The sequence below is a fragment of the Streptomyces sp. NPDC001732 genome, from assembly GCF_053596315.1.
Map to the genome: position 1 here is coordinate 47,747 of NZ_JBSFFY010000004.1, position 13,272 is coordinate 61,018.

General features: G+C 71.5%; 11 protein-coding genes and 1 tRNA gene. 9 read left to right on the top strand and 3 right to left on the bottom strand.

The window, feature by feature from the left end; genetic code table 11:
• Nucleotides 1–48: 48 nt before the first annotated feature.
• Nucleotides 49–1,263, bottom strand: coding sequence for a M6 family metalloprotease domain-containing protein (locus ACWCXX_RS06690; RefSeq protein WP_451125014.1), 1,215 nt, complete (start codon nucleotides 1,261–1,263; stop codon nucleotides 49–51).
• Between the two features lie 475 nt (nucleotides 1,264–1,738).
• On the opposite strand from ACWCXX_RS06690, the gene ACWCXX_RS06695 reads away from it, so the two are divergent.
• Nucleotides 1,739–3,661 (top strand): putative bifunctional diguanylate cyclase/phosphodiesterase, encoded by a 1,923-nt coding sequence (locus tag ACWCXX_RS06695; protein ID WP_451125016.1) that lies wholly within the window; start codon nucleotides 1,739–1,741, stop codon nucleotides 3,659–3,661.
• 104 nt (nucleotides 3,662–3,765) lie between these two features.
• Here ACWCXX_RS06695 and ACWCXX_RS06700 read toward each other — a convergent pair whose 3' ends face one another.
• On the bottom strand, nucleotides 3,766–4,866 hold the full coding sequence (locus ACWCXX_RS06700; protein ID WP_451125018.1) for an LLM class flavin-dependent oxidoreductase: 1,101 nt from the start codon (nucleotides 4,864–4,866) through the stop codon (nucleotides 3,766–3,768).
• Between the two features lie 248 nt (nucleotides 4,867–5,114).
• Nucleotides 5,115–5,924: a maleate cis-trans isomerase family protein gene (locus tag ACWCXX_RS06705; protein ID WP_451125354.1), complete on the bottom strand. Its 810-nt coding sequence runs from the start codon at nucleotides 5,922–5,924 to the stop codon at nucleotides 5,115–5,117.
• A 244-nt stretch (nucleotides 5,925–6,168) separates the two neighbouring features.
• Between ACWCXX_RS06705 and ACWCXX_RS06710 the strand changes: the two genes are divergently transcribed.
• The 8 genes from ACWCXX_RS06710 to ACWCXX_RS06745 all read left to right on the top strand — a co-directional run bounded on the left by ACWCXX_RS06710 (nucleotide 6,169) and on the right by ACWCXX_RS06745 (nucleotide 13,262).
• Nucleotides 6,169–7,128 carry a D-2-hydroxyacid dehydrogenase gene (locus tag ACWCXX_RS06710; RefSeq protein WP_451125020.1) on the top strand — a complete coding sequence of 320 codons (960 nt, stop codon included), beginning with the start codon at nucleotides 6,169–6,171 and terminating at the stop codon, nucleotides 7,126–7,128.
• Nucleotides 7,129–7,381: 253 nt separating this feature from the next.
• Complete coding sequence (gene ehuB, locus ACWCXX_RS06715) at nucleotides 7,382–8,284, top strand: ectoine/hydroxyectoine ABC transporter substrate-binding protein EhuB (RefSeq protein WP_451125022.1); 903 nt, start codon at nucleotides 7,382–7,384, stop codon at nucleotides 8,282–8,284.
• Nucleotides 8,285–8,303: 19 nt separating this feature from the next.
• Nucleotides 8,304–9,044 carry an ectoine/hydroxyectoine ABC transporter permease subunit EhuC gene (gene ehuC, locus ACWCXX_RS06720; protein ID WP_451125024.1) on the top strand — a complete coding sequence of 247 codons (741 nt, stop codon included), beginning with the start codon at nucleotides 8,304–8,306 and terminating at the stop codon, nucleotides 9,042–9,044.
• The gene (ehuD, locus tag ACWCXX_RS06725; protein ID WP_451125026.1) at nucleotides 9,041–9,682 is read left to right on the top strand and encodes an ectoine/hydroxyectoine ABC transporter permease subunit EhuD; all 642 of its coding nucleotides are present in this window, start codon (nucleotides 9,041–9,043) and stop codon (nucleotides 9,680–9,682) included. Before ehuC ends, ehuD begins: the two co-directional genes overlap by 4 nt.
• Nucleotides 9,672–10,526, top strand: coding sequence for an ectoine/hydroxyectoine ABC transporter ATP-binding protein EhuA (ehuA, locus tag ACWCXX_RS06730; RefSeq protein WP_451125028.1), 855 nt, complete (start codon nucleotides 9,672–9,674; stop codon nucleotides 10,524–10,526). The genes ehuD and ehuA overlap by 11 nt, the downstream gene beginning before the upstream one ends.
• Before the next feature lie 166 nt (nucleotides 10,527–10,692).
• Entirely contained in the window at nucleotides 10,693–11,451 is a 759-nt protein-coding gene (locus tag ACWCXX_RS06735) for an IclR family transcriptional regulator (protein ID WP_451125030.1), read from the top strand.
• An 87-nt stretch (nucleotides 11,452–11,538) separates the two neighbouring features.
• A tRNA-Lys gene (locus tag ACWCXX_RS06740) sits at nucleotides 11,539–11,612 on the top strand.
• A gap of 129 nt (nucleotides 11,613–11,741) precedes the next feature.
• The gene (locus ACWCXX_RS06745; RefSeq protein ID WP_451125032.1) at nucleotides 11,742–13,262 is read left to right on the top strand and encodes an MFS transporter; all 1,521 of its coding nucleotides are present in this window, start codon (nucleotides 11,742–11,744) and stop codon (nucleotides 13,260–13,262) included.
• Nucleotides 13,263–13,272: the final 10 nt, after the last annotated feature.

Genomic DNA, 13,272 nt, shown 5'->3' on the forward strand with positions numbered 1-13,272 from the left:
AAAGCGAGGGGGGCTTCTTCGTGTGCGGGGAAGGTGCGGGGACAGCCTTCAGGCACCGGTGGTGATCCGGACGGTCCAGGCGCCCGACGGGGTCCGGTCGGCGACCTCGATCCTGGTGTGCCCGCCGGGGATGCTGTACGTCTCGCCGACCCGCAGCGGGGCGTCCGCGAGCGGGGCGTAGACCGATCGGTCCCCGCAGCCGTCGGTGCCGGGGTGGGTGTCGATGACCTGCACCGGACCACCCCCGGACGGGATCTTGCTGCGCACCCGGTAGAGCAGGACGCCCTCGGCACAGGTCGCGCCGTCGTTGCCGGTGGAGCTGCGGGCCTCGATGGCGACGGCACTGTCCTCGCCGGTCCTGATCACCGCGAGCCGGGTGCCGAGGGAGGCGCCCGGGACGGGCACGGCCGCCATCGACTCCAGGGTGATGTCCCGGCTGCTCTGGACGCAGACCACCTGCCTGCGGTCCAGCCAGCCCAGCTTCCACTTGTGCCAGCCGAAGAAGTCCGGCGCGAGTCCGAACTGGCTGCCCATCACGTCCCAGTCGCCGACGTAGGTGTCCCAGTCACCCCTGCCGTCGGCCGGCCGGTGGTAGAGGTCCGGCAGGTCGAAGACGTGACCGGTCTCGTGCGCCAGCACATTGCGGTCCGGCGGGTGCTGCTCGAAGACGGTGACGACGCGCCGGATGTCCGTGCCGTCGGCGCGCAGCGGCTCGTGGAAGTTGACGACCTTGGTCGCGTCGGAGTCGACGCCCGGGGCGTCCGGGTCGGCGACCAGGTAGACGACGGTGTAGCGGGAGAAGTCGACCTGTGGATCGGCCGCGGCGACGGCGTCGCGCAGATAGGCGCCGCGTCGGCCGTTGTCCCAGTCGCGCCGTATGCCGTACCGGTCGGACGCCTCGGGCATCCGGATCCACTGCCGCAGCGGGTGCGGGCGCAGGGTGAACTTCCCGTACGAGGCGCGCTGGAAGAACTGGCTGGTGGCGGGGAAGTGGTCGGCGGCGAGTTCGGCGGGGGTGACGGTGGGGCGGTGGTCCGGGAAGGACAGGAAGACCATGACCGCGTCGAGGGGGTGGTCGGGACGGGGGTAGGCGTCGTTCCAGTCGCTCACGCCGAGCGAGTGGTGCGCCTCGGTGCGCGGCAGGGCGCACGGACCCGCCTCACCGGTGGCCGCCACGGCGGGCCCGGCGACGAGGGAGGTGGCAGCGAGCGCCAGAAGAGAGGTCAGGGCCGCGCCCACACCGCGCAGACTCGGTCGCTCCACTCCTCCGGCCCTGCACGGACTCGACCGCTTCGCTCCCCCGTTCCTGCGCTGACGCGACCGCTCCACTCTCCCGGTCCTGCGCTGACGCGGCACGTCTACCTCCGGGTACGAGATGTGATCACGCACCCACCCTGTGTTGATTCAGGTCTTCCGTCCTGTTGGGCTGCCCCAGTCGAGTCAGCCACCGATCAACCCCTCAGCCTTCACGGACAGTCACGATCGATCATCAGGGCATCACTGAAGTACGGAAGTACTCAGAAAAGATCAGTTACGGGCAAATCGGATCGGCGCGCGAATGACCCATGCGAGGCGTACGCGGGGCGTGGAAGGGTCGGGCGCTGGAACGGCCGACCCCCCTGCCTCTATGCTTCACCAGGCTTTCCCGTGCGGTTTCCGCCTCCCTTCAAGGCGATCCGCGCGGCGGGCCAGTCCGGCCACACCTGTTCAGGACAGAACTGCACGGCGGGAGCGAACGGTGAGCGGAACGTCCGAAGGGCCGAGGCCCCCGACGGGCACGCCCCCCTGTTCCGCGGGGCCGACGACCACGGAACGTAACGAGTCGTGGCCCCCCGTCGGGGGCGGCTCCGAGCCGCACGGCTACCGGGCGGCGTTCCGGGCCGCCGCGCTCCCGATGGCCGTGGTCGACCACGAGGGTCTGGTCGTCACCGCCAACGACGCCCTCGGCAACCTCCTCGGCCACCCCGCCGCGGCGCTGGCCAACCAGTCCGCGGCCGATCTGCTCGACCTGGCGGCGGACGGCCGTACCTGGCACGCGTACCGCGAGGTGCTGCACGGCCGGCGCTCGCGGTTCCGCCGCACCCACCAACTCAAGCACCCCGACGGCCGCCCACTGTGGGCCGAGGTCACCGTCGTACCGATGCCGGCCCCGGAGAACGGAACGGGGACGGGGGCAGGGGCGGAGGCGGAAGCCGGAGCGGGGACCGGGGAGCGTGCGGGCGCGGAGGGCGGCGGACAGGTGCTGCTCTCCGTCTCGGACATCAGCGACCGGCGCGAGCTGCAGAAACGGCTGCGCCATCTCCAGATGCACGACCCAGTGACCCGGCTGCCCAACCGGACGCTGTTCTTCGAACGGCTCACCGCCGTCCTGGAGAATCCCTCGCACCAGGACGAGGGAACCGACTCGGAGAGCGGCCGGGTCGGGCTCTGCTACCTGGATCTGGACGGTTTCAAGGCCGTCAACGACACGATGGGCCACCGGGTCGGCGACCGGCTGCTCGCCGCCGTCGCCGCGCGGCTCACCGACTGCGCGGCGCAGGACGGCCCGCACCGCCCCGGCTCGCACCTCGTGGCCCGGCTGGGCGGCGACGAGTTCGCGATCCTGGTCGAGGACTCCGCGGGCACGCAGCAGCTCACCGACCTGGCCCGCGCGGTGCTCCTCGCGATCCAGCAGCCCTTCGACCTGGCCGGGCAGCGGCTCTCCGTGTCCGCGTCGATCGGGGTGGTGGAGCGCCCGGTGGCCGGGACCTCGGCCACCGGTCTGATGCAGGACGCCGACACCACGCTGTACTGGGCGAAGGCGGACGGCAAGGCCCGCTGGACGGTCTTCGACCCGGAACGCAACGCCCACCGGATGACCCGGCAGACGCTCTCCTCGAATCTGCGGCCCGCCGTGGAGCGCGGCGAGTTCACCATCGAGTACCAGCCGCTGGTCGGCATGGCCGACGGAGTGGTGCGCGGGGTGGAGGCGCTGGTGCGCTGGAACCATCCGCAGTTCGGCATGCTCTCGCCGAACCGGTTCGTGACGATCGCCGAGGAGGACGGCTCGATCGTCCAGCTCGGCCGGTGGGTGCTCCGGTCCGCCTGCCGCCAGGCCCGGCGCTGGCAGCTCGACCACCCGGACGAACCGCCGCTGTTCATCAGCGTCAATGTCGCCGTGCGCCAGGTCTGGGACTCCGACCTGGTCACCGATGTCGCGGAGATCCTCGCCGAGACCGGTCTCGATCCGGCGCTGCTGCAACTGGAGCTGACCGAGTCCGCGGTGATGGGCTCGGCAGGCCGGCCGCTCCAGGCCCTCCAGTCGCTCAGCGCCATGGGCGTGCGCATCGCCATCGACGACTTCGGCACCGGCTACTCGAACCTCGCCTATCTGAGCCGCCTCCCGGTCTCCGTGCTGAAGCTGGACGGCTCGTTCGTCCGCGGCTTCCGCTACGACGACGGCGCCCACCCGAGCCCGGCCGACGAGACGATCGTCGAGGCGATGGTGCAGCTGGCGCACCGTCTGGGCCTGACCGTCACCGCGGAGTGCGTGGAGACGGCCGGGCAGGCGGAGCGGCTGCGCAGGATCGGCTGCGACACCGGGCAGGGCTGGTTGTACTCGCGCGCGGTGGCCCCGGAGCGGATCGCCGAGCTGATCGGCAGCGGGAAACTTCCCGCCTGAACACTCCGGGGCAGTGCCGTGCACGGGAACGAGCCGCGTACGGAAAGCGGGCGGCGTAAGGAAAGCGGGGCGCCCCGGGTGTGCGGGGCGTCAGCTCGCGCAGGTCAGGCCGTCGTGGGCAGTCCGTACGCGTCCGCGATCAGCTCGTAGCTGCGCAGCCGGGCCTCCCCGCTGTGGGCGTTGGCGGTGATCATCAGTTCGTCGGCGCCGGTGCGCTTGGCCAGGGCGTCGAGACCGCCGCGGACCTCGTCCGCGGTGCCGTGGACGATGTTGGCCAGCCAGCCGTCGACGAACTCGCGCTCCAACGGGGTGAAGGCGTACGCCTCCGCCTCCTCGGGTGTCGGGACCAGGCCGGGGCGGCCGGTGCGCAGGCGGACCATGGACAGCGCCCCGGAGAGCACCTGGCGGCGGGCCTCGCGCTCGTCGTCGGCGGCCAGGGCCGCGACGCCGATCAGGGCGTACGGGGCGTCGAGCACCGCGGACGGCCGGAACGACTCCCGGTACAGGTCGAGGGCGGGCACCGTGTTCTGCGCCGAGAAGTGGTGGGCGAAGGCGAAGGGCAGTCCGAGCGCACCGGCCAGCCGGGCGCTGAAGCCGGAGGAGCCGAGCAGCCAGATTGGCGGCCGGGCCGGGGACTGGACGCCGCCCTCGGCCGTGGCCTGGACCGGGCCGGGGACCGCGTGGACCCGGGCGTAGGGGTGGCCGTCGGGGAAGTCGTCGTCCAGGAACCTGGTCAGCTCCGCGAGCTGCTGCGGGAAGTCTTCCGCCCCTTCGTTCAGCCGGTCGGTACGGCGCAGGGCGGCGGCCGTCGCCCCGTCGGTGCCGGGGGCCCGGCCGAGGCCGAGGTCGATGCGGCCGGGGGCCATGGCTTCCAGGGTGCCGAACTGTTCGGCGATGACGAGCGGCGCGTGGTTGGGCAGCATCACACCGCCGGAGCCGAGCCGGATGCGCTCGGTGCGGGCGGCGAGGTGGGCCAGGATCACGGCGGGCGAGGAGGAGGCGACACCGGGCATGGAGTGGTGCTCGGCGACCCAGTAGCGGTGGAATCCGCGGCGCTCGGCAAGCTGTGCGAGGTCCACGGAGGTGCGCAGTGCCTGGGTGGCGGTACGGCCCTGTCCCACGGTCACCAGATCGAGTACGGAGAGCGGCACCGGGGCCGTTCCCTCCGCCTTGCCACGGATCTCGTCGCCTCGAATCTCGTCCACGTCCTGGCCTCTCCGGTAATGCGCCCGCGTCTTGCTCGTACGTCCGGCAGAACAGAACGGGAGGGAGTCTCCGGTTATTCCCGCCCGGAGGCTTGTTCCCGGGCGGGGAGCTGTTCACGGGCGGGACGCGTGGCCGGGCCGGGCGCGCGGTCGTGCCGGGCGCACGGTCGGGCCACCCGCACGAGGCCACCCGTGCAAGGCCGGGGCACAGGGCCCAGGACACGAGGCAGGGGCTCAAGGGCCCCGGGTCAGCCCTCCCGGTGTCCGCCTTCCCGGTGTCCGTGCCTTCCGCTGTGGGCCCAGGCGCGGCCCTCGCCCCAGGTCGCCACCGGGGCCGGGGGTGCCTCCCGTTCGGCGAAGAGCCTGCCCAGCCTCGGGGACCAGGCGCGGCGGCCCGCCAGCCGCAGCCCTTCGCGGACCGTCACCTGGTTCCCGGTGAGGACGGGCTTGCCCAGGGCCTCCTCCAGCTCCGCCTCGTGGCCTGCGGTGTGCAGCGCCGTGTCGGGCAGCAGCACCGCGTCCGCCTCCGGCCGGTCGGCGGCGACGGCGAGCTCCTTCACCCGGCCCAGGTCCCAGGCGGCGGCCTCGGCGGCCGAGCCGAGAGCGGCGGAACGGGCGGCGGCCACCTCGATGCCCGCGGCTCGGAGGAAGTCGGTGAGCAGGGCGGTGATGCGCTCGGGGTAGGTGGAGGCGACGGCGATCCGGTCGGCGCCCAGCTCCCGTGCCGCGTGGGCGAAGCCGAACGAGGCGCTGGAGGCGGGCACGCCCACGGCCTTGGCCAGGGCGGCGGTCTGTTCGTGGGCGCCCTCCCAGCCGTAGAGGAAGCTGCCGCCCGCGCTCGCCCACACGACGGCCTCGACACCGGAGCGCCGGAGCTCCTCCACCCCGGCGGCCAGGCGCTCGGGCGAACCGGTCCGCACCAGCGCGTCGACCCCGTAGGAGTCCTCCTCGACGTCGGTGCGGTACACGACGAGCCGGACGGCGTCGAGCAGGATCTCCATCCGCGGGAAGTCGTCCTCCGCGAAATGGCCCGGGTAGAGAAAGCCGAGGGTCGTCATGTCCATGCTTCCCGCCTTCCTGCGCCTGCGCCCGTACCCGCGCGCCCGCGCCCTTGCCCCGGCCGAACCGGGTCGGGCCGAACGGGTCGGGGCACACTGCGCCGCTCACGACCCCCTTTCCCCCATTTCCTCCCAGTATTCCCCCATCCGCCGTCACCCCCACCACGACCTGTTGACGGGGCGGGTTGCGACTGCGAGCGTGGGTCGTCCGCCCATCCCAGAGGCAGCGGAGCGACCGTCTCTCATGTCAGAGCCCACCCTGCTCGTCCTGGACACCGATCCGTCACCGCGTCTCGGCCGGCTGACCGGCCGGGCCCGCATCCGGTACACCGACGGGGCCGGGCTCGCCGCGCGGCTCCCGGAGGCCGATGTGCTGCTGGTGTGGGACTTCACCTCCGACGCGGTACGGGCCGCCTGGCCCGGCGAAGGGCCCCGCCCGGCGTGGGTGCACACGGCGAGCGCGGGCGTGGACCGGCTGCTGTGCCCGGAGCTGACCGCCTCCGACACGGTGGTGACCAACGCCCGGGGCATCTTCGAGCGGCCGGTGGCCGAGTACGTGACGGGCCTGGTGCTGGCGTTCGCGAAGGACCTCCCGGGCACCCTGGACCTCCAGCGGCGGCGGCAGTGGCGCCACCGGGAGAGCGGACTGCTCGCGAACAGCCGCGCGGTCGTCGTCGGCGCGGGCCCGATCGGACGGGAGATCGCCAGGCTGCTGATGCCCCTCGGGGTCCAGGTGGCGCTGGTGGGCCGCACCGCGCGGCGCACCATTCACGGCCCCGAGGACCTGGACCGGCTGGCGGCCCTGGCCGACTGGGTGATCTGCGCGGCGCCGCTGACCGAGGCGACCCGGGGCCTGTTCGACGCCCGGTTCTTCGGGCTGATGCAGCCGTCGGCCCGCTTCATCAACGTGGGGCGCGGGCCGACGGTCGTCGAGGAGGACCTGGCCGACGCGTTGCGCAAGCGCTGGATCGCGGGGGCGGCGCTGGACGTGTTCGAGCAGGAGCCGCTGGGTCCGACGAGCCCGCTCTGGGACGTACCGGACCTGATCGTGTCGCCGCACATGAGCGGGGACGCGGTGGGCTGGCGGGACCGGCTGAGCGAGCAGTTCGTGGCGATGTACGAACTCTGGCTGTCCGGGGCCCGGTTGCCGAACGTGGTGGACAAGCGGCGCGGGTACGTCCCCTTCCCGGAACCGGGCGAGTGACCCCGACGGGACCGTCCCACCGCACCGCCGCCCGACCGTGACGGACCGACGGATCTGCCGCTCCGTCACATCCCTTCGTCGGCAGGGAGTTACGCCTCGTGCGACGGTCACCCGAACCGACCGACGGAGACACGGGAAGGTCACGCCCCGGTCACCGTTCGGTCACATGCGGTCGCTTTCTGCATAGCCGTACGGGATCGGGCAGGCGCTTCCCCTGTCCGGACTGTTCGATCCCTCCAGGAGATTGCGAACCATGGCTGACTTCCCGAACCTGTCCCGCCGGGGCTTCTTGAACCGATCGGCGGCCGTGGGTGGCCTGCTCGTCGTCCCCGGGCTGCTCTCCGCGTGCAGCAGGACCGACGCCGGTGCCGCGGACGGTGCGGGTGCGCTCGACAAGCTCCGCAAGCAGGGCTTCGTCCGGGTGGCGTACGCCAACGAGGCCCCGTACGGCTATCTGGAGGGCAAGCAGCTCAAGGGCGAGGCGCCCACCCTGCACCGGGAGATCTTCAAGGCGCTCGGCGTCGACGAACTCAGGCCCACCCTCTCCGAGTGGGACGGCCTGATCCCGGGGCTGCGGGCGGGCAAGTACGACGTGGTCAGCGCCGGCATGGCGATCACGCCCGAGCGCTGCGCCAACGCCATCTTCTCCGAGCCCGAGTTCATCTCGCCCACCGCCCTGATGGTGAAGAAGGGCAACCCGAAGAAGGTCACCGACCTGGCGTCCGCGAAGGCCGCCGGGATCACCGTCGGCGTGATGTCGGGCGCCGTCGAGGGCACGTACGCCGAGGGGGCGGGCATCCCCGAGGACCGGATCAAGACGCTGCAGAAGCCGCAGGACGGCGCCGACGCGGTCAAGGGCGGCCGGGTCGACGCGTTCCTGCTCACCGGGATCTCGTTGCGCTGGCTGGCGAGGACCAATCCGGAGACCGAGGTCACCGAGGCGTTCCTGCCGGAGCTCGACGGCACGAAGCAGTACAGCCCCGGCGGGGCCGTCTTCCGCAAGGGGAACGAGGAGCTGCGGGACGCCTTCAACCGCGAGCTGAAGAAGATCGTCTCGGACCGGTCCCGCTATGTGGAGCTGCTCCGGGAGTACGGCTTCTCGGCGTCCGAGGTCCCGCCGGCCACGCTGAAGACGGCCGATCTGTGCAAGGGCTGACGGGGACGGGCCGCGCCGCATGAATGATTTCTTCTCCGCCTTCTTCGACGAACTCCCGCAGGTGCGCTCGGGGTTGTGGGTGACCCTGGAAGCCACCGTGCTGGGTGCGCTGGCCGCGCTCCTGCTGTCGTTCGCCCTCGGTCTGATGTCGATCAGCCGGCTGCTGGTACTGCGCGGAGTGTCGCGCGTGGTCGTGGAGTTCTTCCGCGGCACCTCGCTCTACATCCAGTTGTTCTGGCTCTACTACGCGATGCCGACGCTGACGGGGTACGAGCTGGATCCGCTGCTCTGCGGCGTCGTCGCCTTCGGCCTCAACTACGGTGCGTACGGCGCCGAGGTGGTGCGCGGGGCGATCGGCTCCGTGCCGCGCGGCCAGTACGAGGCGGCCGTCGCGCTGAACATGTCGCCGCTGCACCGGATGCGGAAGGTGATCCTTCCGCAGGCCTGGGTGCAGATGATCCCGTCCTTCACCAATCTGCTGATCCAGCTGCTGAAGTGCACCCCGCTGCTGTGGCTGATCTCCGCGGCCGATCTGATGACCGTGGTCCAGCAGCTGCGCGACCGCACCGGTGAGACGCTCACCGCGTACGTGACCCTGCTGGCCGTCTACTTCGTGCTGGCGTACGCCCTGACCCTGCTGATGAATCTGCTGGAACGCGGCGCCAAGCGGCGGCTCGGGCTGTCCACCGGGGCGGGCTCGCTGCTGCGCAGCCGCAGCGCCACCGAGGCCGTCGCCTCCGCTCCGGGAGGTGCCCGGTGAACGGTTTCGACTGGAACGCGGCCCGGGACGCCCTGCCGCTGCTGCTGGAGGGCTTCCGGGTCACCCTGCTCGCGACGGTGCTCGGCACGCTCGTCGCCGCGGTGCTCGGGCTGGCCGTCGCGGTCGCCGGACGGGCCCCGAGCAGGTTCGTGACGGTGCCGGTGCGGGCCGTGACGGAGTTCGTCAGGTCCACTCCGCTGCTCGTCCAACTGGTCGGCGCGGCGGCCCTGTTCACCTCGGTGGAGCCGCTGACGGTCGGCATCGTGGTGCTGGGCGTCCACTACGCCGCGTACACCTCCGAGGTGTACCGCGCCGGGATCGACAGCGTGCCGAAGGGCCAGTGGGAGGCCTGCCGGGCGCTCTCGATGGGTCCCCGGCGGACCTGGCAGGCCGTGATCCTGCCGCAGGCGGTGCGCAATGTGCTGCCCGCCCTCGGCAACTACGCGATCTCGATGTTCAAGGAGACCCCGTTCCTCGCCGTGATCACGGTGCAGGAAATGGTCTTCGAGGCCCGCAAGTACGGCGCCGACCACTTCGCGTACACCGAGGCGTTCACGCTCGCCGGCCTGGTCTTCCTGGTCGCGAGCTACCCCACCTCGCTGCTGATGAGAAAGCTGGAGAAGCGTCTTGGCCACTGAACCCCTCCCCCTGCGCAAGACAGCGGCCCCCGCGGACGCCGCGCCGGAGACCGTGTCGGCCGCCGCGCCGGAGACCGGCCGTCCGCTGGTCCGTTTCGACGACGTCGTGAAGCGGTACGGCGACCACGTCGTCCTCGACCGGCTGAACTTCTCGGTGCGGCGCGGCGAGCACGTCACCCTGATCGGCCCCAGCGGTTCGGGCAAGACCACCATCCTGCGGCTGCTGATGACGCTGGAGAAGGTCAGCGGCGGCGTGATCTGGGTGGACGGCTCCCCGCTGTCCCACGTCAGGGGGCCCGGCGGCTCGCTGAAACCGGCACCCGAGAAGCATCTGCGCGAGGCCCGGAAGAAGATCGGCATGGTCTTCCAGCAGTTCAACCTCTTCCCCAACATGAAGGTGCTGCAGAACATCACCGAAGCCCCGGTCAACGTGCTGGGCATGGACCGCGACGAGGCGGAGAGCCACGCCCGGGAGCTGCTCGACCTGGTGGGCCTGTCGGGGAAGGTGGACGCGCACCCCTCCCAGCTCTCCGGCGGCCAGCAGCAGCGGGTGGCGATCGCGCGCGCCCTGGCGATGCGGCCGGAGATCCTGCTGCTGGACGAGGTGACGTCGGCGCTCGACCCGGAGCTGGTGGCCGGGGTGCTGGAGCTGCTGAGCGAGATCGCCAGGAACACCGACATCACCATGCTCTGCGTGACCCACGAGATGAATTTCGCCCGGGACGTCTCGAAGACGGTGCTGATGTTCGATTCCGGGCGGGTGATCGAGTCCGGGCCGCCGGAAAAAATCTTCTCCGACCCGGAGCACGAACGCACGCGCGAGTTCCTCGACGCGGTGCTGTGACCTCGCTCTTTGTCGAACGCCAATGACTTCGGCACATGCCCTGCGAATGCGCCCCGGCCCATGGCGCCGGGGCGCCCCGTCGGCTCGTCAACAGCCGCCCCCGGAAGGACCCTTGGCGGTTATCGTGTGGACAGAGCTTGCGGTCACAACCTGGTAGGGGGAAACCGTGACGCCGATGCCCGAACCGACCACGCCGTTCCATTCGGTGCAGTACGCCCTCCGTGTCCTCGAAACGATCTCCGCGCACGACGACGGCGTACCGGCCGCCCGGATCTCGCGCGAGACGGGACTGCCCGCCGAACACCTCACTCCCCTGCTGCTGACCATGCGCCGCGAGGGCCACGTCGAGCAGATCACCGATGGCGCGTACGTCATCGGCTCCTCGCTGCTGCTCCTCGGTTCCGGCGCGGCCCGCAGGCAGGCCCTGGAGGCCAGGCTCCAGCGCACGCTGGCGCAGCTGCGCGACTCGGTCGGCGCGGCGGTCTACCTCAGCCGGTACGTCGACGGCGAGATCCGGGTCATGCAGTACGCCGACGGCCCGCTCACCCCCGCGGTCAACGAGTGGGTGGACTTCCGTTCCGCCGCGCACGCCTCGGCGGCCGGCAAGTGTCTGCTCGCGCAGCTCGACCACGACGGGCGCCGCGACCACATCTCCCGCTACCGGACGCCCAGGCTCACCTCGCGGACGATCACCAACGAGAAGGTCCTGTTCTCCAAGCTGGACAGCCAGCCGGCGACGGTCCCGGTGCTCGACCTCCAGGAGTACGCGATCGGCACGGTGTGCGCGGCGGTGCCACTGACGGCCGGATCGTCGGCGGGCTGCCTGGCACTCTCCCTGCCGATCGAGGACGCGCACCGGCTGCGCGCGGCGGCGGACACGCTGAACCGGCGGGCTGCGCCGGTACTGCTGTCGCTGGCACTCTGATCCGTACCCCTTTGCGGACTCTTGCACCGTTTTGCACACGGTGTCATCAGCACCCCTCCGGAGCAGGTATTATTTTCGAGTCAGCAGGCGCCGCTAGCTCAGTTGGTTAGAGCAGCTGACTCTTAATCAGCGGGTCCGGGGTTCGAGTCCCTGGCGGCGCACAGACAACGCACTGGGCGGTCCACGTACACACGTGGACCGCCCAGTGCGTTTTGCCGCCCATCGATCCATACGATCGTTTTACACAGACGTACTAGACAAGCGTTTTAAACGCTCGTACATTCCTTGGCATGACACACGCCACGCGCACCGCCTCCGAACCCGGTCACCTCGCCGGCCGCCGGGAATGGACCGCCTTCGTGGTCCTCCTGCTGCCCCTCCTCCTCGTCTCGATGGACGTCTCCGTCCTCTTCTTCGCGATTCCGGCCATCGACCGGGACCTCGCCCCCAGCGCCACCCAGCAGCTCTGGATCTTCGACGGGTACGCCTTCGCCCTGGCCGGACTGCTCATCACGATGGGATCGCTCGGCGACCGGATCGGCCGACGTCGGCTGCTGCTGCTCGGCGCGGTCGCGTTCAGCGCCGCGTCGGTGGCCGCGGCGTACGCCACCAGCCCCGGGATGCTGATCGCGGCCCGCGCCCTGCTCGGGGTCGGCGGGGCGACGCTGATGCCGTCGACCATGGGTCTCGTGCGGAACATGTTCCGCGACGAGCGGCAGCGCGGCCGGGCCATCGGGATCTGGTCGGGTGCCATGGCCGGCGGGATCGCGCTCGGCTCGGTGCTCAGCGGGGTCATGCTCCAGCACTTCTGGTGGGGCTCGGTCTTCCTGATCAACGTGCCCGCGATGGTGCTGCTGCTGGTCCTGGTGCCGGTGCTGGTGCCGGAGTACAAGGACCCCGCCCCGGGCCGGTTCGACTTCCTGAGCGTGCCGCTGTCGATGGGGGCCGTACTGCCCGTCGTCTACGGGATCAAGGAGACCGCCGCCCACGGGATCGGCCCGGAGAACACCCTGATCGCCGCCGCCGGGCTGCTCGTCGGGTGGATCTTCGTCCGCCGCCAGCGCACCCGCGGTGACGCGATGATCAGCCGGGACCTCTTCCGCGACGGCCGCTTCGCGGCCGGGATCGGACTCAATGCGCTGGCCGCCTTCGCGATGATGGGTTCCTCGTTCTTCACCACGCAGTACCTGCAGTCGGTGCTCGGCATGGGCACGCTGGAGGCCGCGCTGTGGAGCCTGGCCCCGTCGCTGGCGGTGGGCGCCGCGGCCCCGACGGCCACGGCGATCGCCCAGCGGACCGACCGCGGGCGGGTCGTCTGCGCCGGGTTCGTCATCGCCGCCGCGGGCTTCGCCCTCCTCGCCCTGACCGGTACGGACTCGCTGTGGCTGCTGCTCGTCGGCTGCGCCGTGATGAGCTGCGGCATCGTCACCGTGATGGCACTCGTCTCGGACCTGGCGCTGTCCACCGCCCCGCCCCGCAGGGCGAGTTCGGCGGCCTCGCTGCTGGAGACCGGCCAGGAGTTCGGCGGCGCGACGGGCATGGCCCTGCTGGGCGCGGTGGCCACCGCCGTCTACACCGCCGACATGCCCGCCGCCGCGCCGGAGAACGCCCGCAAGACGCTGGCGGGTGCGGTGGCCACCGGTGACGGCTCGCTGATCTCGATCGGCCGGGACGCCTTCGTGCACAGCATGCAGTACGCCTCGGTGGCGGGAGCCGCGCTGCTGCTGGTGGGCGCGGTGCTGGCCGCGGCCCTGCTGCGGCGGGGTGCCGCGGTGGCGGAGCGGGCCGAGCCGGTCGCGGTGGGCCGGTGACCGTCGCGGG

Excerpts from the sequence above, each read along its gene's own strand:
- ACWCXX_RS06745 (WP_451125032.1), top strand. The coding sequence starts at position 11,742 with ATGACACACGCCACGCGCACCGCCTCCGAACCCGGTCACCTCGCCGGC.
- ehuB (WP_451125022.1), top strand. The coding sequence starts at position 7,382 with ATGGCTGACTTCCCGAACCTGTCCCGCCGGGGCTTCTTGAACCGATCG.
- ehuC (WP_451125024.1), top strand. The coding sequence starts at position 8,304 with ATGAATGATTTCTTCTCCGCCTTCTTCGACGAACTCCCGCAGGTGCGC.
- ACWCXX_RS06710 (WP_451125020.1), top strand. The coding sequence starts at position 6,169 with ATGTCAGAGCCCACCCTGCTCGTCCTGGACACCGATCCGTCACCGCGT.
- ACWCXX_RS06705 (WP_451125354.1), bottom strand. The coding sequence starts at position 5,924 with ATGACGACCCTCGGCTTTCTCTACCCGGGCCATTTCGCGGAGGACGAC.